At 36.7% G+C, this 25,897-nt stretch carries 27 protein-coding genes and 1 other annotated feature; of the genes, 24 read left to right on the top strand and 3 right to left on the bottom strand.

What is annotated here, in order from left to right:
* The first annotated feature begins 17 nt into the window (after positions 1 to 17).
* The 6 genes from hemC (at position 18) to JKP73_RS13025 (ending at position 6,349) form a co-directional block, all read left to right on the top strand.
* Positions 18 to 947 carry a hydroxymethylbilane synthase gene (gene hemC, locus JKP73_RS13050; protein ID WP_021290962.1) on the top strand — a complete coding sequence of 310 codons (930 nt, stop codon included), beginning with the start codon at positions 18 to 20 and terminating at the stop codon, positions 945 to 947.
* Positions 947 to 1,717: a uroporphyrinogen-III synthase gene (locus JKP73_RS13045; RefSeq protein ID WP_021290963.1), complete on the top strand. Its 771-nt coding sequence runs from the start codon at positions 947 to 949 to the stop codon at positions 1,715 to 1,717. The genes hemC and JKP73_RS13045 overlap by 1 nt, the downstream gene beginning before the upstream one ends.
* Positions 1,717 to 2,697: a porphobilinogen synthase gene (gene hemB, locus JKP73_RS13040; protein WP_038243380.1), complete on the top strand. Its 981-nt coding sequence runs from the start codon at positions 1,717 to 1,719 to the stop codon at positions 2,695 to 2,697. Before JKP73_RS13045 ends, hemB begins: the two co-directional genes overlap by 1 nt.
* 31 nt (positions 2,698 to 2,728) lie before the next feature.
* Positions 2,729 to 4,015: a glutamate-1-semialdehyde 2,1-aminomutase gene (gene hemL, locus JKP73_RS13035; protein WP_021290965.1), complete on the top strand. Its 1,287-nt coding sequence runs from the start codon at positions 2,729 to 2,731 to the stop codon at positions 4,013 to 4,015.
* 144 nt (positions 4,016 to 4,159) lie between these two features.
* On the top strand, positions 4,160 to 5,284 hold the full coding sequence (gene spoVID / locus JKP73_RS13030) for a stage VI sporulation protein D (RefSeq protein WP_021290966.1): 1,125 nt from the start codon (positions 4,160 to 4,162) through the stop codon (positions 5,282 to 5,284).
* Positions 5,285 to 5,335: 51 nt separating this feature from the next.
* Entirely contained in the window at positions 5,336 to 6,349 is a 1,014-nt protein-coding gene (locus tag JKP73_RS13025; protein ID WP_188942227.1) for a phosphotransferase, read from the top strand.
* Here the strand turns inward: JKP73_RS13025 and JKP73_RS13020 are convergent.
* Positions 6,346 to 6,534 carry a YszA family small membrane protein gene (locus JKP73_RS13020; protein WP_021290968.1) on the bottom strand — a complete coding sequence of 63 codons (189 nt, stop codon included), beginning with the start codon at positions 6,532 to 6,534 and terminating at the stop codon, positions 6,346 to 6,348. The genes JKP73_RS13025 and JKP73_RS13020 overlap by 4 nt on opposite strands.
* A gap of 536 nt (positions 6,535 to 7,070) precedes the next feature.
* Between JKP73_RS13020 and JKP73_RS13015 the strand changes: the two genes are divergently transcribed.
* Positions 7,071 to 9,719 (top strand): valine--tRNA ligase, encoded by a 2,649-nt coding sequence (locus tag JKP73_RS13015; protein ID WP_038243383.1) that lies wholly within the window; start codon positions 7,071 to 7,073, stop codon positions 9,717 to 9,719.
* A 24-nt stretch (positions 9,720 to 9,743) separates the two neighbouring features.
* Here JKP73_RS13015 and JKP73_RS13010 read toward each other — a convergent pair whose 3' ends face one another.
* A complete protein-coding gene (locus JKP73_RS13010; protein ID WP_021290970.1) occupies positions 9,744 to 10,613 on the bottom strand; it encodes an ATP-grasp domain-containing protein in 870 nt (289 codons plus the stop codon).
* Positions 10,614 to 10,615: 2 nt separating this feature from the next.
* Positions 10,616 to 11,524, bottom strand: coding sequence for an ATP-grasp domain-containing protein (locus JKP73_RS13005; RefSeq protein ID WP_021290971.1), 909 nt, complete (start codon positions 11,522 to 11,524; stop codon positions 10,616 to 10,618).
* A gap of 73 nt (positions 11,525 to 11,597) precedes the next feature.
* Here JKP73_RS13005 and JKP73_RS13000 point away from each other — a divergent pair, with 73 nt between their 5' ends.
* The 17 genes from JKP73_RS13000 (at position 11,598) to pheA (ending at position 25,889) form a co-directional block, all read left to right on the top strand.
* Positions 11,598 to 12,851: a bifunctional folylpolyglutamate synthase/dihydrofolate synthase gene (locus JKP73_RS13000; RefSeq protein ID WP_234447111.1), complete on the top strand. Its 1,254-nt coding sequence runs from the start codon at positions 11,598 to 11,600 to the stop codon at positions 12,849 to 12,851.
* A gap of 106 nt (positions 12,852 to 12,957) precedes the next feature.
* Positions 12,958 to 13,869 carry an SPOR domain-containing protein gene (locus JKP73_RS12995; RefSeq protein ID WP_160807057.1) on the top strand — a complete coding sequence of 304 codons (912 nt, stop codon included), beginning with the start codon at positions 12,958 to 12,960 and terminating at the stop codon, positions 13,867 to 13,869.
* A gap of 177 nt (positions 13,870 to 14,046) precedes the next feature.
* Positions 14,047 to 14,736 carry a RadC family protein gene (radC, locus tag JKP73_RS12990; protein WP_021290974.1) on the top strand — a complete coding sequence of 230 codons (690 nt, stop codon included), beginning with the start codon at positions 14,047 to 14,049 and terminating at the stop codon, positions 14,734 to 14,736.
* A gap of 345 nt (positions 14,737 to 15,081) precedes the next feature.
* Positions 15,082 to 16,122, top strand: a complete 1,041-nt coding sequence (locus JKP73_RS12985; protein ID WP_038243392.1) for a rod shape-determining protein — start codon at positions 15,082 to 15,084, stop codon at positions 16,120 to 16,122.
* Positions 16,123 to 16,134: 12 nt separating this feature from the next.
* Positions 16,135 to 17,010 carry a rod shape-determining protein MreC gene (gene mreC / locus JKP73_RS12980; RefSeq protein WP_038243395.1) on the top strand — a complete coding sequence of 292 codons (876 nt, stop codon included), beginning with the start codon at positions 16,135 to 16,137 and terminating at the stop codon, positions 17,008 to 17,010.
* Entirely contained in the window at positions 17,010 to 17,549 is a 540-nt protein-coding gene (mreD, locus tag JKP73_RS12975; protein ID WP_021290977.1) for a rod shape-determining protein MreD, read from the top strand. The genes mreC and mreD overlap by 1 nt, the downstream gene beginning before the upstream one ends.
* Positions 17,550 to 17,592: 43 nt before the next feature.
* Complete coding sequence (gene minC / locus JKP73_RS12970) at positions 17,593 to 18,282, top strand: septum site-determining protein MinC (protein ID WP_021290978.1); 690 nt, start codon at positions 17,593 to 17,595, stop codon at positions 18,280 to 18,282.
* The gene (minD, locus tag JKP73_RS12965) at positions 18,275 to 19,075 is read left to right on the top strand and encodes a septum site-determining protein MinD (RefSeq protein WP_021290979.1); all 801 of its coding nucleotides are present in this window, start codon (positions 18,275 to 18,277) and stop codon (positions 19,073 to 19,075) included. The genes minC and minD overlap by 8 nt, the downstream gene beginning before the upstream one ends.
* Before the next feature lie 322 nt (positions 19,076 to 19,397).
* A complete protein-coding gene (locus JKP73_RS12960) occupies positions 19,398 to 20,168 on the top strand; it encodes a M23 family metallopeptidase (protein WP_021290980.1) in 771 nt (256 codons plus the stop codon).
* Positions 20,152 to 21,018, top strand: a complete 867-nt coding sequence (locus tag JKP73_RS12955) for a site-2 protease family protein (RefSeq protein WP_160807058.1) — start codon at positions 20,152 to 20,154, stop codon at positions 21,016 to 21,018. Before JKP73_RS12960 ends, JKP73_RS12955 begins: the two co-directional genes overlap by 17 nt.
* Before the next feature lie 119 nt (positions 21,019 to 21,137).
* Positions 21,138 to 21,791 carry a reverse transcriptase-like protein gene (locus tag JKP73_RS12950; RefSeq protein ID WP_038243402.1) on the top strand — a complete coding sequence of 218 codons (654 nt, stop codon included), beginning with the start codon at positions 21,138 to 21,140 and terminating at the stop codon, positions 21,789 to 21,791.
* Between the two features lie 165 nt (positions 21,792 to 21,956).
* Positions 21,957 to 22,028: a sequence feature (ribosomal protein L21 leader region), on the top strand.
* 16 nt (positions 22,029 to 22,044) lie between these two features.
* A complete protein-coding gene (gene rplU, locus JKP73_RS12945; RefSeq protein ID WP_021290983.1) occupies positions 22,045 to 22,353 on the top strand; it encodes a 50S ribosomal protein L21 in 309 nt (102 codons plus the stop codon).
* An 11-nt stretch (positions 22,354 to 22,364) separates the two neighbouring features.
* Complete coding sequence (locus tag JKP73_RS12940; RefSeq protein ID WP_021290984.1) at positions 22,365 to 22,694, top strand: ribosomal-processing cysteine protease Prp; 330 nt, start codon at positions 22,365 to 22,367, stop codon at positions 22,692 to 22,694.
* 13 nt (positions 22,695 to 22,707) lie between these two features.
* Positions 22,708 to 22,998, top strand: a complete 291-nt coding sequence (gene rpmA, locus JKP73_RS12935; protein WP_038243405.1) for a 50S ribosomal protein L27 — start codon at positions 22,708 to 22,710, stop codon at positions 22,996 to 22,998.
* Positions 22,999 to 23,126: 128 nt separating this feature from the next.
* On the top strand, positions 23,127 to 23,657 hold the full coding sequence (locus JKP73_RS12930; RefSeq protein WP_021290986.1) for a Spo0B domain-containing protein: 531 nt from the start codon (positions 23,127 to 23,129) through the stop codon (positions 23,655 to 23,657).
* Between the two features lie 14 nt (positions 23,658 to 23,671).
* Positions 23,672 to 24,955, top strand: a complete 1,284-nt coding sequence (gene obgE, locus JKP73_RS12925; RefSeq protein WP_160807059.1) for a GTPase ObgE — start codon at positions 23,672 to 23,674, stop codon at positions 24,953 to 24,955.
* A gap of 76 nt (positions 24,956 to 25,031) precedes the next feature.
* Positions 25,032 to 25,889 (top strand): prephenate dehydratase, encoded by an 858-nt coding sequence (gene pheA, locus JKP73_RS12920; RefSeq protein WP_021290988.1) that lies wholly within the window; start codon positions 25,032 to 25,034, stop codon positions 25,887 to 25,889.
* Positions 25,890 to 25,897 lie beyond the last annotated feature (8 nt).

The raw sequence follows: 25,897 nt of genomic DNA, 5'->3' as shown, positions 1-25,897 counted from the left end.
GTTAAGGAGGAAGTACATTGCGTAAAATTGTAATTGGATCAAGAAAAAGTAATCTGGCATTAACCCAAACAGATTGGGTAATAGACAGATTAAGACAAGCTGGTATAGACAACGAAATAGAAGTAAAAAAAATTGTAACGAAAGGTGATCGTATACTGGATGTAACGCTTTCTAAAGTAGGCGGAAAAGGTTTATTTGTGAAAGAAATAGAACAGGCAATGTACGATAAAGAAATTGATTTAGCTGTACATAGTATGAAGGATATGCCATCAACAATGCCAGAAGGGCTTGTAATAACTTCTATTCCTGAACGTGAGGATCATCGAGATGCATTTATTTCGAAAGGTAATATTTCTTTACATGATCTTAAAGAAGGCGCTATTGTAGGAACGAGTAGTTTACGCCGTGCAGCACAAATTTTAGCAGCACGACCAGACGTAACGATTAAGTGGATACGGGGGAATATTGAAACTCGCATTCGTAAACTAAGAGAAGAGGATTATGATGCTATCGTCTTAGCGGTTTCTGGATTGAAACGTGTAGGGCTAAGTGAAGAGTTAATCACAGAGTATTTAGAGCCGGATGTGTGTGTGCCTGCAGTTGGACAAGGGGCATTAGCAATTGAATGTCGCGAAGATGATAAGGAACTGCGGGATCTACTAGCACGAATCAATAATGAATACACAGCACGTACTGTAAAAGCAGAACGCACTTTCCTCCATTTATTAGAAGGTGGTTGCCAAGTTCCAATTGGAGGCTATGCTTATTTAGAAAATGATACGATTGTGCTTACTGCACTTGTAGGTACACCTGATGGGAAGACGATTTTAAAAGAGGTTGTTCGTGGTACAGATCCTGAATCGGTTGGCAGAGAAGCAGCAGAAATACTAATGAAACAAGGTGCTAAAGAAATTATTGATCAAGTTAAAGAGGAGCTTGATCAGTAATGAGTTTCCCGTTACAAAATAAACGGATTCTCATTACAAGGGAAAAAAAGAAGACAGCTGCTTTCTCAGAAAAGATAAAGCAGTTGGGCGGCGTTCCAATAGAAATTCCGCTATTGCGAATTGAATGCAGTAAAACAAAGGAAAATCACTTAGACTTTAAAAGGTTAGATACATTTGATTGGATTTTATTTACAAGCTCCAATGGTGTAGATTGCTTCTTTCAGCTTGCTAACTACTATCAAGTGAATCAAGATATACTTCATACGAAAAATATCGCAGTGGTTGGTAGAAAAACGGAAGAGACATTGATTTTATACGGTAGAAAAGCGGATTTTATACCAAGTACTTATAATGCAGCCACGATGGCTGAAGAATTCCTAACAAGCTATCCCGATGCCACGTCTATATTACTTGTTAGAGGGAACCGTTCAAGAGATGTATTGCCGAATCGATTAAAAGCAGCTGAGAAGGCATTTACAGCTATGGAAGTCTATGAAACACATGCTAATTATAGTATGAAGAATAAACTGCGAGAGCAATTATTAAATAGTCAAATTGATTATATTACGTTTACAAGCCCTTCTACAGTTGAATCATTTGTGGAAATGACGACAATGGATGTGGCAGCAACCTGTGTTTGTATTGGTTCAACAACGAAACAACGTGCCAAGGAGTTAGGTTTTTCATCTATTTTAATGCCAAGTGAATATACAATAGATGGTATGATCGCTCGTATACAAGAAGATATAATAAGGAAGGGGAAGAAATGATGACAGATATAAAAGGCTTTGCTAGACATCGTAGATTAAGAAGTTCGGCATCCATGCGCTCGCTTGTTAGAGAAACACAGTTAAGTGTAGATGACTTAATTTATCCCATGTTTGTGATTGAAGGCGAAAAGTTGAAGAGGGAAGTACCATCCATGCCCGGCGTTTTCCAAGTTTCTTTAGACCTACTTTTAAATGAAGTAACAGAATTAGACGAGCTCGGAATAAAAGCGATGATGTTATTTGGTGTTCCAAAGGAAAAAGACGAACAAGGAACTGGAGCTTTTATTGAAACTGGAATTGTTCAGGAAGCAACGCGTTTGATTAAAGCGGAATTTCCGGCGATGTTAATTCTTGCTGATACTTGTTTATGTGAATATACATCTCATGGTCATTGTGGTGTTATTCACCGTCATGAGGTAGATAATGATGCTTCACTGGATTTATTAGCTAAAACAGCTGTATCCCAAGCAAAAGCCGGTGCAGATATCATTGCTCCTTCTAATATGATGGATGGGTTTGTAACTGTCATTCGTCAAGCTTTAGATGAGGCAGGCTTTACGAATATCCCAATTATGTCTTATGCAGTAAAGTATTCATCTTCATTTTATGGTCCTTTTAGAGATGCTGCTGATAGTACTCCACAGTTTGGTGATCGTAAAACCTATCAAATGGATCCAGCCAACCGATTAGAAGCTATGCGGGAGGCTAAAGCAGATGTTGAAGAAGGAGCAGATTTTCTTATTGTAAAACCAGCCTTATCTTATTTGGATATTGTAAGAGAAGTTCGAAATCAATTTGATGTTCCTGTTGTTGCGTATAATGTAAGTGGGGAGTATTCAATGGTAAAAGCCGCGGCACAAAATGGTTGGATTAATGAGAAAGAGCTAGTTATGGAAAAATTATTATCCATGAAACGTGCTGGAGCAAATTTAATTATTACCTATTTTGCAAAAGATGCAGCCAAATGGTTGAATCAATAATTACGAATTAAACGTTAATGAGGTGATTTTTGTGAATAGTTTTACGAATTCAAAGGATGCATATAAGGAAGCGGTAGATTTAATGCCAGGTGGAGTTAATTCTCCTGTACGTGCATTTAAATCTGTAGGTATGTCACCAATTTTTATGGAATCAGGCAAAGGGTCCAAAATTAAAGACATTGATGGAAATGAATATATTGATTATGTTTTGAGTTGGGGACCTTTATTGTTGGGCCATGCGGATGATCGTGTTGTCGAAAAATTAAAGCAAACAGCAGAAAAAGGTACGAGTTTTGGCGCACCAACATTATTAGAAAATGAACTTGCTCAACTTGTTATTGATAGGGTTCCTTCAATTGAGATGGTACGTATGGTTAACTCAGGAACAGAGGCAACAATGAGTGCGTTACGTATAGCCAGAGGATACACGGGAAAAGACAAAATTTTAAAATTCGAAGGTAACTACCATGGGCATGGTGATTCCTTGTTAATTAAAGCCGGGTCAGGAGTTGCTACATTAGGTCTTCCTGATAGTCCCGGTGTACCTAAATCAATTGCCCAGAATACGATAACTGTTCCATATAATGATATGGAAAGTGTACGTTATGCATTTGAGCAATATGGAGATGATATTGCTGCAGTAATTGTTGAGCCCGTATCTGGAAATATGGGGGTTGTCCCACCTAAAGGTAATTTCTTGCATGAACTACGCACTATTACGAACGAACATGGTACAGTTTTGATTTTTGATGAAGTAATGACAGGGTTCCGTGTTGGTTATCATTGTGCGCAAGGGCATTTTGGAGTAACGCCAGATATGACTTGTCTTGGCAAAGTTATTGGTGGTGGATTACCAGTAGGTGCTTATGGTGGGAAACGAGAGATTATGGAAAAGGTCGCTCCAACAGGATCTATTTATCAAGCTGGTACATTATCAGGAAACCCTTTAGCAATGACTGCGGGATTAGAAACGTTAAAAGCTGTCGATGAATCCTCTTATCAAGAAATTAGCAAAAAAGTCGATCGTTTAATGGAAGGCTTCTCAAAAGCTGCTGAAGAATTTAATATTCCACTTCACATAAACCGTGCTGGTTCGATGGTTGGAGTATTCTTTACCGATGAAGAAGTAACCAATTTTGCTACGGCACAAAGTGCTAATCTCGATTACTTCGCCCAGTACTATCGAGCAATGATTGAAGAAGGTGTATTTTTACCTCCTTCACAATTCGAGGGGATATTTCTTTCTACTGCGCATACAGACGAAGATATAGACTACACAATAAATGCAATCCGCAAAGCATTTTCTAAAATTAAATAATTTGTTATTTGAATGAGAGTTGTTCATAGAGAGCAACTCTTTTTTATATTTTTATGGAACAAAGCATATCCGTATAAAAGGGTTCATATAGATAATTAAGACATATAATCATATTGCACATATATGTTGAAAGGAGGAAGAGCATTGTCAAAGGATCGACCGGTATTCAGCTTTGAACTGAATGAAACGCTCTATTTTGAAAAGGGACAGGAAGTCCAAGAAATGAGAGGTGTTTCCTTAGAGCCGGATATTTCCATACATTCGTTTAACGACTATATTTCAATTAGAGGAATTATTGAATTAAAAGGAGAATACGAGCAAACCGAAGAAATAACTGGAGAATCCTTGGAGGCTGAAAATCTTCAGTCGAAACGTTATGTTGAAAGAGTAGAGGAAAATGGAGATGGACTTGCGACTTTTTCTCATCAATTTCCAGTGGAAATTTCTGTGCCAGCCAATCGTGTGACGGATTTAAATGATGTTAGCGTGTATATCCAAACATTTGATTATGAAATTCCGAATCCATCCTTATTTCGGTTGTATTCTACAATTGAGATTCATGGTGTAAATGAAAATGAAGTAGCAGAAAGAGAAGAAGTAGATTTAAATACCCCGGAGGATTCGTTTTCTTCTAATTTGGGAGAAGAGGAAGAAAGCTTTCAATTTGAACTAAAAGAACCTGAAGTTGATACGGTAAATAGCGAAGATATAATGCCGTCTGATTTACCCGTGCTTTCATCGGAAACAGAAGAAAGAGATAATACAGAAGCTTTGGAGCCAAATGATATAGAAGAACCAATAGTAGAAGAATCGATTGAAGAATCCAGTGAATCTCATTATGATGAAGCGGATGGTAGATGGAAATACAAGGAGTCGAAAACACTAAAAGAATTCTTTGGTACTGCTTCACAAGATGAAGCAGAATCTCCAACAGAATATGGAGATGTGAATATCGACGAACTATCTGATGATGAATGGGAAGAAGAGTCGACAACATCTGCTCCAGAGGTGTATGAAGGATCTGATGATCGAACGGATGATGAAGAAACTGTAAAAGATGTCAGTTATTTGTCTGATATGTTTAGGGGAAATGAAGAAAGCAATTATACAAAAATGAGATTGTGCATAGTTCAAGAAAAAGATACCATTGATTCAATTGCAGAACGTTATCAAATCTCGGCCTTACAGTTAATTAAGCAGAATCAATTAGATGAAGACTATGATGTCTCAGAAGGACAGTTATTATATATTCCCCATAAGAAAAAATAAATGCTGCCCCTTGCCATCGAGCCAAGGGGTTTTCCGTTATTAGGTGGTGATATGTTGGATGCCATAAAAACAATATTAAATGCTTATTCTGTTCAACCTTTTTACATAGAACATGAAACGGGTCACCTCTTTAGAATCCAGGATGGTCATCAACAATATGCATTAAAGCAAAGCGACTTATCCGAACAGACTGTTTCCATGTGGGAAAAGGTTTTCAGAGAAGCTTATGCAGAGAATTTATATACGATTCTCCCAGTTTATTTAACAACGGAAGGAAATATATACAAAAAACATCATGATCGCATTTATTACCTTACGCCATGGAGAGGAAAAGCATTAACTAACTTTAATGAAAGTTCTATACGTGATGTATTCCAAAGTCTTGGAACAATCCATGCTAAAACCAAACGAGTTCGAAACATACCAAATGAAACATTTATCGACCGTTTTACAAATTATCAAAAAGAAACGGAAGAGAGACAAAAAAAGCTGCTTCATTTTGTTGAAAACTATGAAAAAAACCATTACATGTCACCTTTTGAATTACTTGTTTGTACACAGTATCGTGATATTGATTTTGCACTTAAGGAGTCAATGCGAAGAATTGATCAACTTTTATATGAGCAGAAAGAGGATGAAGCATGGAATTATAGTCTATGTCATGGGAACTTACAAGCTTCACATATCCTTTCATCACCAGATCAAATATTTTTTATAAACTGGGAAGACGCCATGTACGAATATCCTTCGTTGGATTTATCTATTTTCTTTAAAAATGAAACAAGCATGTACGATGCACCAACGAATTTATTTATTCAAGCATTTGATAGTTATATGAATGAAAATGAATTATCCAAGAAAGAGCTTTACATGTTAGCCATCCAATTATTAGATTGCCAACCATATCTTCAATTACTCGAAGCTCATGGTAATTCGAAAGAAACAATGATTGAACAAATTGTTTCATTGCAGCATGTATTTAGGAGAATATTATTTGGATTACAATTGTCGGCCTATATTGAGCAAGAGTATGATTCGTTTGATATTGATGACTTAGAAAGTTAAATCCACTCCAAATAAAAAGCAATGAATAACCCTACTAACAGTCCTAATAAAAATACATCAAACGTTGTTGGAAAGAAAAGGGTACGGATTAATTGAAAGACCAAAATGGGTAAGGTAACTCTTTCAATTACAATAATGCATGTTCTTGCCCAAGGTGGTAAGCGGTAACGATAGTAGCGAGCCATTAGGATTCACCTCTCTTTTCATAATGATGATACTTTCAAGTTATTACATTATTGGTTTAACCATCCTGTGCAGGGGTTCTTGATTCGTCTCTAACCTGTGTGCATACACCTTTTATATATACTATGTATAGATATCCTGTTTTTGTGCAAAACTCTTAGAAATAGTTGACGAAATGACACATAATATATAAAATAAAGCTATTCCTTAAAAAACGATTTTGAAAAATGCGCGGATTGGAAAGAGTACAAGGTAATAACCAAAAGAGAGGGAAATCACAGGCTGAAAATTTCCTTGGCAATATTACCATGGAAGGTCGTCCATGATGCAGCTTCTTTGAACATACGCTATGAAAATATAGTGCATTACTAGAAGAAGCCGGTAATGGAGTTTATTACCGTTATCATTCAACGAAGTTGTGCATTGCTCAAGCCGAGCTTGCAAACAAAGGTGGTACCACGGAAAGTATACCCTTTTCGTCCTTTATTGGGATGAAAAGGGTTTTTTAGTTGATTAATTTGTTTTAGGAGGCGTTAGTATGAGTGAACAAAAGAAATCTACTTCCATGTCAGCAAAATATAACCCGCAGGAAGTAGAACAAGGCAGGTATCAATTTTGGTTGGAAGGCAAATACTTTCAAGCAAGCAATGATCCAGACCAGGAACCATATGCAATTGTAATACCACCACCAAATGTAACCGGACGGTTACACCTTGGTCATGCATGGGATACAACGATGCAAGATACAATTTCTCGTATGAAACGAATGCAAGGATATGATGTGCTATGGCTGCCAGGAATGGATCATGCTGGAATTGCAACCCAAGCAAAAGTAGAGGCAAAACTGAAAGAACACGGTACGAGCAGGTACGAATTAGGTAGAGATAAATTTTTAGAAAAAGCTTGGGAATGGAAAGGGGAATATGCTGATTTTATTCGTTCCCAATGGGAAAAATTAGGTCTTGGCTTAGATTACTCCCGTGAACGTTTCACGTTGGATGATGGCTTATCAGATGCTGTGAAAGAAGTGTTTGTAAAGCTTTATGAAGAAGGGCTTATCTATCGCGGAGAATATATTATTAATTGGGATCCTCAAACGAAAACAGCATTATCGGATATTGAAGTTATTTATGAAGAAGTAAATGGAAAATTCTATCATATGCGCTATCCGATAAAGGGTAGTAAAGAAACAATTGAAATTGCAACAACACGTCCAGAGACGATGCTAGGTGATACTGCAGTAGCCGTTCACCCAAAAGATGATCGTTATGCTGATTTAATTGGAAAAAAAGTTATATTACCAATCGTTGGCAGGGAAATTGAGATCGTTGCTGATGAATATGTAGATATGGAATTTGGTTCAGGTGCTGTGAAAATAACACCTGCGCATGATCCGAATGATTTTGAGATCGGTAATCGCCATAATTTGGAAAGAGTTCTAATTATGAACGAGGACGGAACGATGAATGATAATGCTGGGTCCTATGCAGGCATGGATCGTTTTGATTGCCGGAAACAGATTGTAAAGGATTTACAAGATCAAGGCATTCTGTTTGAAATTGAAGATCATACGCACCAAGTAGGCCATTCGGAGAGAAGTGGAGCCGTGGTCGAACCATATCTTTCGACTCAATGGTTTGTTAATATGCAGCCGTTAGCTGATGCCGCGATTGCGTTACAACATCAAGAAGATAAGGTTAATTTTGTTCCACAACGATTTGAGCGAACGTACTTGAATTGGATGGAAAATATTCGAGATTGGTGTATTTCTCGTCAACTCTGGTGGGGACATCGAATTCCAGCTTGGTATCATAAAGAAACAAATGAAATTCATGTTGGCAAGGAGGCACCAGAAGATATAGAAAATTGGGAACAGGATGAAGATGTCTTAGATACTTGGTTCTCATCCGCATTATGGCCATTTTCTACAATGGGTTGGCCGAATACAGCTAGTGAAGATTTTCAACGCTATTTTCCTACAGGGGTACTAGTTACAGGTTATGACATTATTTTCTTCTGGGTTGCCCGGATGATCTTTCAATCGAAGCACTTTACGGGGCGTAAACCTTTTAATGATGTATTAATTCACGGACTTATTCGTGATGCAGAAGGTCGAAAAATGAGTAAGTCACTTGGCAATGGTGTCGATCCTATGGATGTCATAGATAAGTATGGTGCTGATTCCTTACGCTATTTCTTATTAACTGGGTCAACACCAGGTCAGGATTTACGCTTCCACTGGGAAAAGGTAGAATCCACATGGAATTTTGCCAATAAGGTTTGGAATGCATCTCGTTTTTCGATTATGAATTTGGAAGGGTTTAGCTATGAAGATATTGATTTAACTGGTGAAAAATCACTTGCTGATAAATGGATATTAACACGATTGAATGAGACGATTGAACAAGTTACTAAAAATACGGATAAATATGAATTTGGCGAAGCAGGACGTTATCTTTACAACTTTATTTGGGATGAATTATGTGATTGGTATATAGAAATGGCGAAATTACCGCTGTACGGTGATGATGAGTTGAAAAAGAAAACAACTCGCTCTGTTCTCGCTTATGTACTAGATCAAACCATGCGTATGTTACATCCATATATGCCATTTATAACGGAAGAAATTTGGCAACAATTACCTCATCAAGGGTCGTCCATTACAGTAGCAAATTGGCCGCAAGTAAATCATGCATTTCATGATGAGAAAGCTTCGCAAGAAATGAAACGACTTGTATCGATTATTAAATCTGTGCGTAATATTCGAGCAGAAGTTGATACCCCAATGTCGAAACAAATAAAATTATTAATTCAAGCTGAGAACCAAGATGTAATTAATGAATTGAAAACACATCGCGATTATCTGGAGCGTTTCTGTAATACGAGTGAATGTACGATTGCTACTACGGTAAATGTGCCTGATAAAGCAATGACTGCGGTTGTAACAGGTGCTGAATTATTTTTCCCACTAGAAGGGTTAATTGATTTTGATAAAGAAATTGCGCGGCTAGAGAAAGAATTAACGAAGTGGAATAAAGAAGTTGAACGCGTCAAGAAAAAGCTTGCAAATCAAGGTTTTGTTAATAAAGCACCACAGGCCGTTGTGGAGGAAGAGAAACAAAAAGAGCGAGATTATCTAGATAAACAGGCGAAGGTAAAAGCTAGATTGGAAGAACTGAGGGGATAATAAAAAGAAGGGAACTGTCTATCATTAGAGCAGTTTCCTTCTTTTTAACTTCTCACTTATATGGTCTACATAAATACGAAGAATATTTATATCACTTGAATTACTTAATGTTCGAGAACCGACAATATCCTCAATTTCATTAAATAACAGATTCCCATCATAATCAATTAAAAAGTCTATCCCTACCATTCCAAAATCAAAGTATTCGACTATTTTCTTAATCAGGCATCGTTCTTCATTATTCAATTTATATAATGTTGCTGAGCCTCCCAATTTAAAATTGGCCCGAAAATCTGTATCATTCTGTCGTAATACAGCTGCGACAATTTTTTTCCCAACTACAAAGACACGTAAATCCTTTCCCATTTGCACATGACAAGATTGAATAACAAGATTAGTAGTGCGAAGTAACTGTTGACATCTTAGGTAGCTTTGCTTATCTGCAATGTAGTAAACCTGTTTTCCACTTCTCCCGGAGGTTTCCTTAATAATAAACGGATAAGGTAAAGGTGGGTGAGAAGAGAGCTGCTCTTTTTTGGAATAGATGGTATCTACCATCGGAATATTCAATTGTTGAACAATATGATGAGTAAGAGCCTTATCATTACAAACTCTGGAAACATAAGCAGAATTAAAGACGATGATATTACATGCTTCCAAATGAGTGCTCAACATGGGATCAATCGTGCGAACAATAGCGAAGTCTAAATCCGTTATCATCTCACCGTTGAAGTAAACTCTTCGTTGATTATTTTCAATACCGATTGTAATGTTTTCTCGAATTACAAGTTGTAATTGAAGTGATTGTCGAGCAGCTTCTTTGATAAACCAATTAATATAGGATTGGTTTCCTCTGAAGTCTTTCTTGCTGTAAACGATCCAACCTTTAAGCAATGTTATTCTCCTTTTTGAAAATCAGTTAATTGCTGATAAATATAATCAATCATATCATCAGCCACATTAATTCCAGTACAATCAAACATATTACGAATGTGGGCATTCGAATTGATTTCGCATACAATCGGGGTTTGGTCAGGTCCGAACAATAAATCAACTCCAGCGAAGTCTGCCCCTATTGCTTTCGTAGCAGCAATTGCTAATTCTTGCTCATCAATTGTCGGGGTATAGGCTTCCATTTTACCACCAGCGGAGACATTTGCCCGAAAATCATTATCAGCTTGACGCTTCATGGAAGCAACAACCTGGTCACCAACCACATGAAGCCGCAAGTCTTGACCATAACTTGTTGCTATGAATTCTTGGAACATATATGGCTTCCCTTCTAGTTCGGCAAGCTTTATCCTTAACTCAGCTTCTGTTTGTATAAAGTAAACCTGTTGCCCGAATGAACCAAATGCTTCTTTAACAATCATTGGGAAACTAAATAATTGAATGGCTTGTTTCATGACATCCATATCTGGTTCCCCCTGCGTAAATGATTTAGGTGCTATCAATGTTTTAGGGATCGGCAAATTGTTAGCTGCCAGTTGCTGATAGCTGGCAATTTTATCATCACTAATGGAAATTGCTTCGGCACTATTAAATACACGCATTCCTATCTTTTCTAATTGTTTTGCTAAATAGATGTCTTTATCTGCGAATACGATATAATCAGGTGCTTTTCTATGTTGGAGATGTAGGATTTCTAAATTTCCTTCGCCAAGATACGCAAGCAACTCAGTATTCTTATAAATGGATGCAGTACCTCCTTTATGAATAGCAGCTGCTTGAATCCATTCAGCAAAATCAATAAATTTTTTTCCTGGTAAACTTCCATTATAAATAATCCAACCGTGTAACTGCATTGCTTCTGTCCTTTCTGATATACTAAATAGGAAAATTAAACGATAAGTGTGGTGCTGTAAGTTGTTTCAACAAATGAATCAAATAGAAAGTTTTATAAAAAATCGTAGACAATTGGGAATTAAGCCGGGGCTTCAACGTATGGAAAAGATACTTAATCTTTTAGGAAGGCCCCAGGAAAAACTAACAACTATCCACATAGCAGGTACGAATGGAAAAGGTTCTACAGCAGAATTTGTGAAACAAGGTTTAATTGCAAATAATTATCAGGTAGGTATGTTTACATCCCCTAGTTTAACAGGGTTAAGAGGGCATGTTTTTCTGAATGACGAGCCTATCCCTGAGCATTTAATTTTGGATATCTGGTCCGAAATCTATCCAGCCATCTTACAATTGGATGATATGGAGTTACATCCTAGTGAATTTGAAATCATTACTGCTATTGCTCTTTTTTATTTTGTAGATCGGACAGATATAGCCATAATAGAAGCTGGAATGGGAGGCAGGGAAGATACAACGAATTGCATTCTACCTATCCTGTCCATTATAACAAATATCGCTAAAGATCATACTGCTTTTTTAGGGGATACCATTTCCGAAATTGCCTCCCACAAGGCTGGTATAATAAAATCAGGTACTCCAGTCATAACTGGGGAACTATGCCAAGAAGCGACAGAAATTGTCAAGAAGGAGGCAACTGCAAAACAAGCACCTATATATCGACTTGGCAGTAATTTTACATATCACGCATTACAAGGAAATAGCATAACGTGGATGCAATCACCAGCAATGCCTTATGACTTAACCATTAATATGCCTGGGGAACATCAAAAGGATAATGCCTCCATTGCTATGATGGCACTTCAATTACTGACCAGAGCTGGATTTCATTTGGTTATATCCAAAGTTCAATCTGCTTTTTGTCGGGTGAAGCTGATTGGAAGGTTTGAAATTGTTCAGAATCACCCATTAATTATTGTTGATGGTGCACATAATCCAGCCGGAATCTCTCGTTTTCTGGAAACAATGGAGAGCAACTATAAGTATATGGATCGTGCGTTATTGTTTGCTGTCTTTAAAGATAAAGACTTAGAAAATATGCTTCACCAATTACAAGGTAGATTTACTTCGATCACCTTGACAACTTTCAATCACCCGAGAGCTGCCAGTGTTACAGAAATGCAACAATATGGAGGTGAAATGATAGTTGAACCAAATTGGCAAAAAGCAGTCAATAAGATGGTAAACCCAAACACTGTATATTTTATAACTGGTTCATTACATTTTATTTCGTTCGTACGTGACTACATGAATGTTAATAAAAGATAAATATATGTTGAACGATTCTTTAGTAAGATGACAGATTTCGTCTTACTTTTTAACCTTGCTGTGCTAGAGTTTAACATAAATCTAGTGCGGGGAGGAAAGAAAGGTAGTGGAAAATAAGGACAAGCGAAAAATAACAGTCTGGGAAAATGGTAAGCAAGTAAAACTCTATATAAACAAGCAAGAAACACAGGATTCAATTCCGACATCTGATTCCCCTGGAAAAAAACAAGAAGCAGCTACAGTTTCAGATGATGAAGGTGAAATACCTGCTTATACTAGATTGACCAAAATACAAGCTGCACGATTTGAATCCTTAAAGCAGAAAGTAAAGAAATGGAAACCAGTTATTATTGCAATCCTTTCTGCCCTAGTAATTGGTTCATTTTTAGGGATAATGATGCTTAAAATGTTTGTTACTATAGAGGATAGCGGTCAAGCAAATGGAAGTGCAAGTATACCAGCTGTCGATAATAAAGACCAGGAAGAAAATGAAAGTCAAGGAACGGCCACAACCATTCATGGACTTCAAGCATTTGTATTACAGGGAGGCGTGTTCTCTGAAAAGGCAAATGCTGAAACATGGGCTACTAACTATAAGGACAATGGGATTCCCACCATGACCTGGGAAAGAGAGGGAAAATACTTTTTATTAATTGCTGCCGTTGCTAGTGAGAACGAGGCTGATCAATTGAATAAAAGCCTGGCTGCTGCCGATATGGATATTTATGTAAAAAATTGGTCAACGGATAGTTTTGAAGTTAATCTAACACAAAGTGAAAGTGATTGGATCAAGTCATTTACAGACATATGGAAAGCAGATCTAGAAACTGAAGGCTTCCAAACAAAAACATGGCAAGAGCTTTTGGATAAGTATCCACAAGAGGGAAACAAACTTGATGGGTTAAAAACGGAAATAGAAACTGCAATATCGGAAAATGAAAAGGGAGATTATTTACAAAGTAGAGCTGTTCTCTTAAATCTATGGTATGCTTACATGTCTGTTGCAAAAAATAATTAAGTGAATGGATGGAAAATTCCATTTTAAATCATAAGGTAATACGTATTAACTAATTATTTGTTATGGAAAAAGCAATTATGTAAATCATTCATTCCATTTCTTTTTGAAATTACCAATTTGTATCATTCTCTGAGGTGTTCTAAGATAATACTATCTTATAACAGAGGAATGGTCTGAATGAACGCTACACCTATTATGATAAAAGATGTACCAAAAGATGATCGCCCTAGAGAAAGACTATTAAGATTAGGTGCAAACCATATTTCGAATGCAGAATTGCTATCCATCGTGTTAGGAAGTGGGACAAAAAAAGAGTCTGTAATCACATTATCAAGTCGCGTTTTAATGCATTTTGAAGGTTTGAAGCTATTAAGTGATGCAACCATAGAAGAATTGATAGCTATAAAAGGAATTGGTACAGCAAAAGGTGTCTTGATCTTAGCAGCCATAGAAATAGGTAAACGCATGCATGATTATAAACCAGATGAACGATATGTTGTTCGCTCTCCTCAGGATGGAGCAGACTACATAATGGAAGAAATGCGAGGGTTGAAACAGGAACATTTTATTGCATTATTCTTAAACACGAAAAATCAAATTATTCACAGACAAACTATTTTTATTGGTAGTCTCAATGCTTCCATTGTACATCCACGTGAAGTGTTTCGGGAGGCAATCAAGCGTTCAGCAGCCTCAATTATTGTTGCCCACAACCATCCATCCGGAGACCCTACCCCTTCACAAGAAGATATCCATGTAACAAGGCGATTAGCTGAATCAGGAAAAATGATAGGAATTGAATTAATTGACCACATTATAATAGGTGATCGTAAATTCATTTCTTTAAAGGAAAAAGGGTATTTATAAGAATTATGTATTATTTGAGCTTATTTCAGTATATAGAAGTATTGAGATAAAAAGGTAAATAACTTTTTGGTGAATGAACAAAAATGATCCGATAATAACACTATCTATTTTATTCTTTTTTTCGTATAATTATATAGACGAATGATTCAGTAGCGCCATTTTTCAATTATTCATGGAAAGTGGCGCTTGTTGAGCTTCATTTTAATTGGATTGCTAAAAACGAAAATTAAAGATTAGGACATGGTGGTAATTGTTTTACTTTTAACGATTAAAACGAGATAATTGGATTCGATATTATGAACCTACATATAACCACATGAATGTGATTTGGAAAGGGAGATTTTTTTGGGAATATTTAATTTTTCTCAGGACTTAGGGATAGATTTAGGTACTGCAAATACTCTTGTGTTTGTAAAAGGCAAAGGTGTTGTTGTAAAGGAACCTTCTGTGGTTGCAAAGAATAAACAAACAGGCGATATAGAGGCCGTGGGAAGTTCAGCACGTAATATGATTGGTAGAACACCTGGTAATATAACAGTTATTCGGCCGATGAAAGATGGAGTTATTGCTGATTATGATACAACTGCAGCTATGATGAAATACTATATACAAAAAGCAATGAAGAATCGGTCTTATTTTGCTAGAAAGCCAAATGTTATGGTATGTGTACCTTCTGGCATAACAATGGTAGAAGAACGTGCTGTGATTGATGCTACTAAACAAGCAGGTGCAAAAGAAGCTTTTCCTATTTCAGAGCCGTTTGCAGCAGCGATTGGTGCGGGTTTACCGGTATGGGAACCAACCGGAAGTATGATTGTTGATATTGGCGGTGGCACAACGGAGGTCGCTGTAATTTCGCTTGGAGGAGTTGTGACAAGCAGATCAATTCGTACGGCAGGGGATGATATGGATGAAGCTATTACCAATTATATTCGTAAACATTATAGTTTAATGATCGGCGAAAGAACCGCAGAATCCATAAAACTTGAAATTGGTACGGCTGGTGACATTACTAAAAATGAAGAAATGGATATTCGTGGCAGAGACCTTTTAACTGGCCTGCCAAAAACGATTACCATAACCGCCGAAGAAATTGCGTTATCATTGAAAGATACAGTAGAATCGATAGTTGATGCAGTCAAAAATACATTAGAAAATACGCCTCCTGAACTTGCAGCAGATATTATGGACCGTGGAATAGTCTTGTCCGGAGGCGGATCTTTGTTAAAACAAATAGATAAAGCTATTAGTGATGAGACAAAAATGCCTGTCTTTGTTACGGAAGATCCACTTGAAAGTGTAGCAATTGGAACTGGCAAATCTTTAGAATACATTCAGCACTTCCGCTCCCATCCGAATGTATCATCACGTCCGACTGTAGAGTAAGTTGGTGTTCCTATGTCTTTTTTACGTAAAAAACGCTTATTTATAATATTAATTGGTTTTATTATTCTAGTCGCGTTAATTGGTTTCTCGCTTAGAGATCGAGATAATCTAACAGGCGTAGAAGAATTTATTAATGATACAGTAGGATGGGCACAAGGTATTATTCATGCTCCGATTAATTTTATAACAGATATTGTAGGAAATATGGATGATTTTAAAGATACGTACAAAGAAAATCGGATATTAAAAGAAAAACTGGCTGAATATAAAGGACTTATTTATGAAGTTCAAGAATTAAAAGAAGAGAATGAGGATTTAAGAAATAATTTAGAGCTCACCGATTCCGATAACATGCGGAATTATAATCCAATCCAAGCAACTGTTATGTCAAGATCACCTGAACGGTGGATTGAGCAAGTAACGATTAATAAAGGGAAAAAGGATGGCGTAGAAGCTAATATGGCAGTCATAACTCCAGAAGGAATGGTTGGTAAAGTGCTTGCACCATCACAAAGTACTTCAACCGTTCAGCTGCTAACAGGTTTTGATCAATTTAATCGTATATCAGGTACCGTTTCTAGGGATGGACAAGAGATTTTTGGAATGGTTGAAGGATTTGATAAAGAAACCGAAAGCCTGATCTTCCGAATTATTGAGGAATCTAAAGAGGATCTAAAAGAAGGAGAATTAGTTGTTTCGTCAGGGATGGGCGGTGTATTCCCTGCAGGGTTGCCAATTGGTGAAGTGAAAGAAGTCGTTCCCGATCAATACGGACTAACCCGAACGGCATTAGTTGAACCTGCTGCTGATATGTATGATATAAATCAAGTCATTGTAGTTGATCGTGCCGTGCAAGAGGATACAGAAAATGGAGAGGAGGGCGAGTAATGAAACGTCTATACTTGCCCCTCATTCTTTTTTTAATTATGGTACTAGAAGGAGTAGCATTGGAGTTGCTACCGGGAAGTCTACTAACAAATGATTTACTTATTGTACCGCATTGGGTATTTATCTTCCTTGTGTATATTGCCATTTTTTACGATAAAGATAGAACATATTTTTCGGTAATGTATGCCCTTATATTCGGGTTAGTTATCGATATTGTATATACAGAGGTACTAGGTGTCTATATGTTTTCCTATGCCTTACTTATATATGTCGTACATGGTTTAAAGAAGCTGCTACACGGTAATATTTTTGTGACGATCTTGCTTGGAATTGTTGGATTAGCACTAGCAGATGTCGCTATCTATTTAATTTATATGGTAGTAGGAATTACCGATGTAGCTTGGAAAGAATATTTGTCCATTCGATTACTACCGACAGTACTATCTAATCTAGTATTTTTACTCGCTTTATATCCAATCGTTGTTAAAAAACTTACTGCATGGGGAAGGGAGCAATTGGCAAGAAGCAATCCTATTTAATGTTTTGTTCAATTTTCTCATGTTAGATAAATGAGGTGAACATGTGGTACAGGAGAAAAAGCAATTAATTACGATGAAGGGAACAAAAGATGGACTAACATTATTTATCGAAGATAGTTGTTCTTTTGAACAGGCGATACAAGAGCTTGGACGTAAAATGAAAGAAAGTAGGCCAACCCAGCATGAACCTATTGTCAGTGTTAGAGTGAAATTAGGTCATCGTTATCTAAATGATGAGCAACTAGAACGGTTAAAACAAACGATATGTGAGGAAAACCGGTTTACGATTCATTCAATAGAATCGGATGTCGTTCTTCGCGAAGAAGCTCGTCTTTGGCAAGCAAATAGCGAAATTAAAGCAATGAATCGAATTGTTCGTTCGGGCCAGATATTACATGTCACTGGAGACCTATTACTTATAGGAGATGTAAATCCTGGTGGCAAAGTTACAGCAACAGGAAATATTTACATATTGGGGAATTTACGGGGAATTGCCCATGCTGGTGTTGACGGTGACATAAAAGCATTCATAGCAGCATCTTTCATGAACCCTAGTCAACTTCGAATTGCTGATTATATCAGTCGTGCTCCTGACTATGAATCTGATGGTGTGTATATGGAATGTGGTCTAGTTGATGAAGAGAAGGATAAAATCATAATTGATCGACTACAAGTTCTCTCACATAAAAGAAAAGAAATAAACAGGTTCGAAAGGAGAATGCAAAATGGGTGAAGCGATCGTTATTACATCAGGTAAAGGCGGAGTTGGTAAAACAACTACGACTGCAAATATTGGAACAGCATTAGCATTAATGGAGAAAAAAGTTTGTCTAATAGATACAGATATTGGTTTAAGAAATCTTGATGTAGTGATGGGGCTAGAAAATAGAATTATCTATGATATTGTTGACGTGATTGAAGAAAGGTGTAAATTAAAACAAGCTTTGATCAAAGATAAACGTTTTGATTATTTATCCGTACTGCCTGCCGCTCAAACAAGTGATAAATCATCTGTCACTACAGAGGGTATGCTGCGTATCATTACAGAGTTAAAACAAGAATATGATTATATAATAATTGATTGCCCAGCAGGAATAGAACAGGGGTTTCAAAATGCAATTGCTGGTGCTGACAAAGCAATAGTTGTGACAACGCCAGAGAAGTCAAGTGTAAGGGATGCAGATAGAATTATTGGCTTATTAGAAAAAGAAGACATGGTTGAACCACCGCGATTAGTTATTAATCGAATTCGGAATCATATGATGAAAAGCGGTGATATGCTTGATATAGATGATGTGCTCCAAATTTTATCCGTTGATTTAATTGGCATTGTTATTGATGATGAGGAAGTTATCAAAGCTTCGAATAAAGGTGAACCAGTAGCATTTAAGCCAAATACGAAAGCTTCGATTGCTTATAGAAATATTGCTAGAAGGATTCTAGGTGAAACCGTTCCTTTACAGAACCTTGATACGGAAAAAGGGATGATGCAGAAAGTGAAAAAGTTTTTCGGAATGCGTGTATAAAAAGGTTTAAGGAGCAGGCATCGAGAGGTTCTCGTTGCCTTGTTTTTTTGGCTGTTTTTCTTTTATTCCATCTTTTTAGGAATTCCTTTCGACTAGACTTTAGGCGAGATCAAAGCAGCACAGACCGTGGCAATGAAGCGAAAAAACTTACAGTCGGCCGCAGAAAGGGAACGGGATGTGATTCTGGAGGCAAAAGATCCTCGTTGAAAAATACGGATCGCAATGGTATAAGAAATGATTTCTTTTTAGCTTAGCCTTTTTCTGACATATCTTTATAATCTCTCTCATAGACTTGTACAAATGCTTGAGAAGGATTGTGAGGATGATGAGTAAAGGAGTAAAAAAAGTACGTCAATCAATCGAACAACGAAAAAAAGCCCGAGGTGTACCCACTAAAGGAAAACCAAGCAAACAGGTGATCCCTCCTTTTTTACAAGAGGAGGAAAAGCATGGATATGCACCAGTATTTTCTGATCCAGGATATCCTTCAAAATCAAAAGGTAAAACGGTAACAAATTTTTTATTAAAAGGTACACTTTCTATTTTGTTATTTTTAGGTGTCGCTTTACTTTGGCAAGTAGAATCCCCTGTATTACAATCACCGAAAGAGTGGACAGGTAGTGCATTAACAGAGGAATTTCCTTTTGCTAAAGTAAATGTTTGGTACCAAGAGACCTTTGGAAGCCCATTAGCATTTGTTCCTGATAATCAATCGGAGAACGTAACGAGTAATGCTTCTGCTATGCCAGTTAATGGAAACGTGACAGAAACATTTCAAACAAACGGCACCGGAATAAAAATTGCTCCAACGGGAGAGAGTACAGTAACGGCCTTACAGGAGGGTGTTGTAATATTTGCTGGTAATGATAAAGAAACAAATAAAACGATTGTTGTACAGCATCCTGATAGTAGTAAAACAACGTATGGTTATTTGAGCAATATTGATGTACACATTTATCAGCATGTAACAGCAAACCAAACAATCGGCCAATTCAGCCCTACACAAGAAAGCCAGTCCGTATTCTTCTCGATTGAGAAAGATAACGATTATATCGATCCAGTACAGGTGTTAAAAGTTGACGACACTCAATAGTCTTCCTAAAATTCATCTCCATCCGATTTTATTAGTATTTATTATCATATCTTTTTTTACAGGAACGTTTATGGAACTGGCTATTCTATTATTTATCGTATTTTTTCATGAAATGGGTCATCTATTGGCTGCGCGCCATTTTAAATGGCGAATTCGAAAAGTTATGCTTTGGGTATTTGGTGGGGTAATGGATACAGAAGAACATGGGAGTAAACCATTAAAAGAAGAAATGTATGTTACTTGTGCAGGGCCATTTCAACATATAATTATTTATCTTGGATTACTGATCGTAGGGACTGGAGATATATTACCTCCTCCCGTTTTGGAACTATTTTATTATTATAATACGATTATTTTATTATTTAATTTATTACCTATTTGGCCTTTAGATGGCGGTAAGCTGTTATTATTATTTTTATCTTCTTTATTACCATATAAGAAAGCATATTATTCCATTATTTTCGGTTCGATGATAGCTAGTTTAATTTTATTATCTATTCAACTTTTTGCATTTCCTTTTACATTAAGCTCATTCTTTATTTTTATTTTTTTATTTATGGAAAATAGAACCGAATGGAAACAGCGGTATTATGCTTTTATGCGATTCCTTTTGCAACGTTATGAAGAGGAATCAAAAAATAATACAAGACGCATGCCGATTCATGTTAAGGCTAGTGAATCATTAATGGAAGTGTTTTCTTACTTTTATCGAGAAAGAAAACATGATATTCATATATATGATGCTAATTATAAACGACATGCTCTAGATGAATCGTTCTGTTTGAAAAGTTTTTTTTACGATAAACAGGTGAATAAAAGCATTGGAGAAATTGCCGATCACATAACCTAAGGGCAAGCCTTTTATTGGGCTTGCCCTTTTTTATTTTTAAATAGAGGAGATTGCTATTAGGAATTAAAATAATTAGGGTAAAGTATATATACGAAAGGTGTTTTCAAGGAGGCAATGAAATGAAAGTAAGAATGGAATTTACGTATCGAACCCCAAAAGGTGCTGAAATGACTTGTTTTTCTGAAGAGATGAAGGTGCCTAAAGCATTATTACTAACGGAGGATTTAGAAAGAACTGGACGTTTAAAAAAGATCACTTATGTAGATAAGCATGATACAACATGGTCCATGAAGGAATTACAGCGACATATTGAGGAATTAAAAACAGAGGTTCATGATATTATCCTCTACTTCGACGGTGGGTTTGATCCAGAAACAAATCAGTCAGGGTTAGGTTGTGTTTTGTATTATAAACAGAACAATAAATCATTTCGTCTCAGAAAAAATGCACTGGTTGAGGAACTTAAGACAAATAATGAAGCTGAATATGCAGCACTTCATTTAGCACTTCAAGAACTTCATTCATTAGAAGCACATCACATCCCAATTACAATTATAGGTGATTCAAATGTTGTTATTAATCAATTACGTGGGGAATGGCCATGTTATGAGTTTGAACTTTCGAGATGGGCTGATCGAATTGATGCCAAGCTTGAAAAATTGGGAATGGAACCAGAATATGTGCTAGTTTCTCGAAATAAAAATAAAGAAGCAGATCAACTAGCTTCGCAAGCTCTTCGAAAAATTGAAGTAGTTAGTACGAAAGAAATTTAACCATTGCACAATACATGAATAGATTGTCCAGTAAAAATTGTGTTGTGCCAATTTTATATGAAAGTTGCAGTTCGTTAAAGTTGTTAAAATGAATCAAATACCTGAATGTAATCTTGACACATGTACTGAAAACATGGTAGCATTAATACGTTATTCATCGTAGCACCAGTGCTACAACCGCGCAGAACAGGTTTTTAAACCAATGAAGGTACCTGTATGGCGAGTCTGAGTTAATTAAGGAGGTGCATGTAGTATGTACGCTATTATTGAGACAGGTGGTAAACAAATCAAAGTAGAAGAAGGTCAAGAAATCTACATTGAAAAAGTTGCTGCTGAGCAAGATGATGCTTTTACATTTGATAAAGTTCTTTTTGTTGGTGGAGATGACGTGAAAGTCGGCGCCCCGTATGTTGAAGGTGCTACTGTAACTGCAAAAGTTGCCAAACATGGTCGTCAAAAGAAAATTACTGTATTTAAATACAAACCAAAAAAGAATTATCATCGCAAGCAAGGTCATCGTCAGCCTTATACCAAATTGGTAATTGACAAAATTAATGCATAAAGGATTCTAACATGATAGTTATAACCGTAATTCGTGAAAATGAGCAAATAACAGCATTTGAACTTTCTGGACATGCTGAAAGTGGACCATATGGCTATGATTTGGTTTGTGCAGGAGTATCAGCTGTATCCATTGGAGCAGTAAACGCAGTTATGGATCTATGCGATACAGATCTTGTTATTAGACAAGGAAATGACGGTGGGTATCTTCATGTAACTATTCCAACCTCTGTTTCAGATGAGAAAATGGAGAAGATACAATTGCTATTTGAGGGAATGCTTATATCATTAAGTTCAATTGAACAAGAATATAGTAAATTTATAAAAATACAAACGAAATAAGGAGGTGGAAATAATGCTACGTCTAGATTTGCAATTTTTCTCTCAGAAAAAGGGTGCAGGTAGTACGAAAAACGGTCGTGACTCTGAATCGAAACGACTAGGATCAAAACGTGCGGATGGCCAATTTGTTACTGGCGGATCGATTCTTTATCGTCAACGTGGTACCAAGATTTATCCTGGAGCGAACGTTGGACGCGGTGGAGATGATACACTTTTCTCTAAAATTGATGGTGTAGTTAAATTTGAACGTTTTGGACGTGACCGTAAAAAAGTAAGTGTATACCCAGTTGCTAAAGAAGCATAAGTATTATAAAAAACTCCAGCCAGTATGTTGGCTGGAGTTTTTTATAATCTGAGGAAAAGGTCTACCCAATATGAATGATCTTTTCTTAATTTTTTGCTATACTTTGGAACATAGTGAGGGGGCGTAACATGACAGAAAAAGAGGTAGTTCAGCTAATACAGCATTACCGACATGACTTGATGAATCATTTACAAGTCATTCATGGTTATGCATCCATGGGAAAAGTAGAAAGAGTAGAGGAAAAAACGTCTGATGCTATTGCCTATTATCATGAAGAGCGGAAATTAATGCAACTACAAGCTTTTGAATTCTTCTTGTGGGTGCTTCAATTTCATCAAATGTATCAAGATATGCGATTAAAATTTCGAATACATACGGAAAATAAAAAGGTAGAAAAAGCAGACAAGCTATTAACAGAACAATGTCGTCAGATCATGGCATTGGTCCAAGACGAAAATCAGAGTAATGATCTAATTGATATTGAATTGGAAATGGTAACAGGTAGGACAGAAGTTATAGAGGTTCGCTTGATGATTTATGGGATAATAAATCAGGAGAGCTTACTAATTCGCTTAAATTCTTTAACGAGTTTATACACGTTATCCGTATACAAACAAGCGAATTGTTTAATATGTGATTTCTCTGTACCATGTTTCTAAGATGAGGTGAAAGTATGTTTGTAGATCAAGTTAGTGTATATGTAAAAGCTGGCGATGGTGGAAATGGACTCGTTGCGTATCGTCGAGAAAAGTACGTTCCTAAAGGTGGACCAGCAGGTGGCGATGGAGGAAATGGTGCAGATATTATCTTTAAAGTAGATGAAGGTCTTAATACATTAATGGATTTCCGGTATAATCGCCATTTTAAGGGAAAGCGTGGAGAAAATGGGATGAGTCAAAATCAGCACGGTAAAAATGCAAAATCGTTAATCATTCCTGTTCCTCCTGGCACTACTGTGACGGATGAAGAAACGAATGAAGTGATTGCTGATTTAACCAATCATGGGCAAGAGGCAATTATTGTCAATGGTGGCAGAGGCGGACGAGGAAATTCACGATTTGCCACTCCTAGAAACCCAGCGCCAGATATGGCTGAAAATGGAGAACCAGGCCAAGAACGTAATATAAAGGTCGAACTGAAGCTTATTGCTGATGTTGGCTTAGTGGGTTTTCCGAGTGTGGGTAAATCTACCTTGATATCTGTTGTTAGTGCAGCAAAGCCCAAAATCGCAGATTACCATTTTACAACATTGGCGCCAAACCTTGGTGTGGTTGAAACAAAAGATCATCGTGGATTTGTGATGGCAGATTTGCCGGGTTTAATCGAAGGAGCGCATGAAGGGGTTGGTTTAGGCCATCAATTCCTTAGACATGTAGAACGAACAAGAGTTATTGTTCATGTCATTGATATGGCTGCAACAGAAGGTAGGGATCCATATCAGGATTTTCTAAAGATAAATCAAGAGTTAACGAAATATGATGCAAAAATCATGCAACGTCCACAAATCATTGCTGCAAATAAAATGGAAATGCCAGGTGCGAAAGATAATTTAGCACAATTCAAACAAGAATTAGACGACAAGTATCCAGTTTTTGAAATTTCTGCTCTCACAAAAGAAGGAATCAGAGATCTATTATTCGCTGTTGCTGATGCACTAGATAGTATACCGAAAATATCTCCAGAAGAAGAGCCTGAGCAAGAAGAAAAAGTAATTTATCGCTATCACAAGGAAGAAGCACCATTCAAAATTACTCGTGATGATGATGGAGCTTATGTTTTATCTGGAGCAAAAATTGAAAAATTATTTAAAATGACTGACTTTAATCATGATGAAGCTGTACAGCGATTCTCTAGACAATTACGGGGAATGGGCGTTGATGATGCACTACGAAAACGAGGTGCAGAAGATGGGGATACCATTCGTCTTTTAGATTTTGAATTTGAGTTTATTGAGTAATCGAAATAAATCCGTGTAGGTAGCTGAACCAGGCTACTAAAGAAATTTTTAAAAGAAGTGAAGGGAGATTATGGTTTTGGCAGCAACGATTGGTTATTTAGGTCCAAAAGGAACATTTACAAAATTAGCAGTAGATACAGCTTTTAATGGCGAAGTAAAACAAAGCTTTGCTACAATTCCTGAATGTATAGACGCTGTGAATGAAGACGAAATTGATATTGGCGTCGTGCCGCTTGAGAATGCAATAGAAGGCACCGTGCAGTTAACGATTGATTATTTAGTACATCAAGTGAGGTTACCGATTGTAGCAGAAATCGTTGTTCCGATACAACAACATTTATTAGTGGATCCTGAATTCACGGGTAGTTACGGAGAATTAAGTGAAATACACTCACATAGTCATGCAATTGCTCAATGCCATCAATATCTTCATCAGCATATAGCAAATGCATCGATTCATTATACATCGTCAACAGGCAAGGCTGCTGAATTAGTTGCTGAGAAGAAAGGATCGATTGCGGCAATTGGCAATAAATTAGCAGCAGAATTGTATGGATTACGTATTTTGGATGAGAATATACACGACTTCCCAAATAACCATACAAGGTTTGCTGTTTTAAGTAAGAAGGAAAACCAGATAAAGATTAATCACCCAAAATATTCTGAAAAGACAACCGTCTTAATTACGTTACCTAGTGATTACGCAGGAGCCTTACATCAAGTTTTATCTGCTTTTGCCTGGAGAAAAATGAACTTATCAAAGATTGAATCACGACCTATGAAAACCGGTTTAGGCAATTATTTCTTCATTGTTGATGTTAATCAAGAATATGATGAGGTGCTATTTCCAGGGGTCATTGGAGAATTAGAAGCATTAGGATGCAATGTGTCAATATTAGGAACATATCCAGTATATCAAATGAATGATATGTAGATAGTTAA

Source organism: Virgibacillus salexigens (assembly GCF_014905415.1).
GTDB lineage: Bacteria > Bacillota > Bacilli > Bacillales > Amphibacillaceae > Virgibacillus > Virgibacillus salexigens.
The sequence above is the reverse complement of the archived record's forward strand: the minus strand, read 5'-3'. Positions and strand labels throughout refer to the sequence as shown.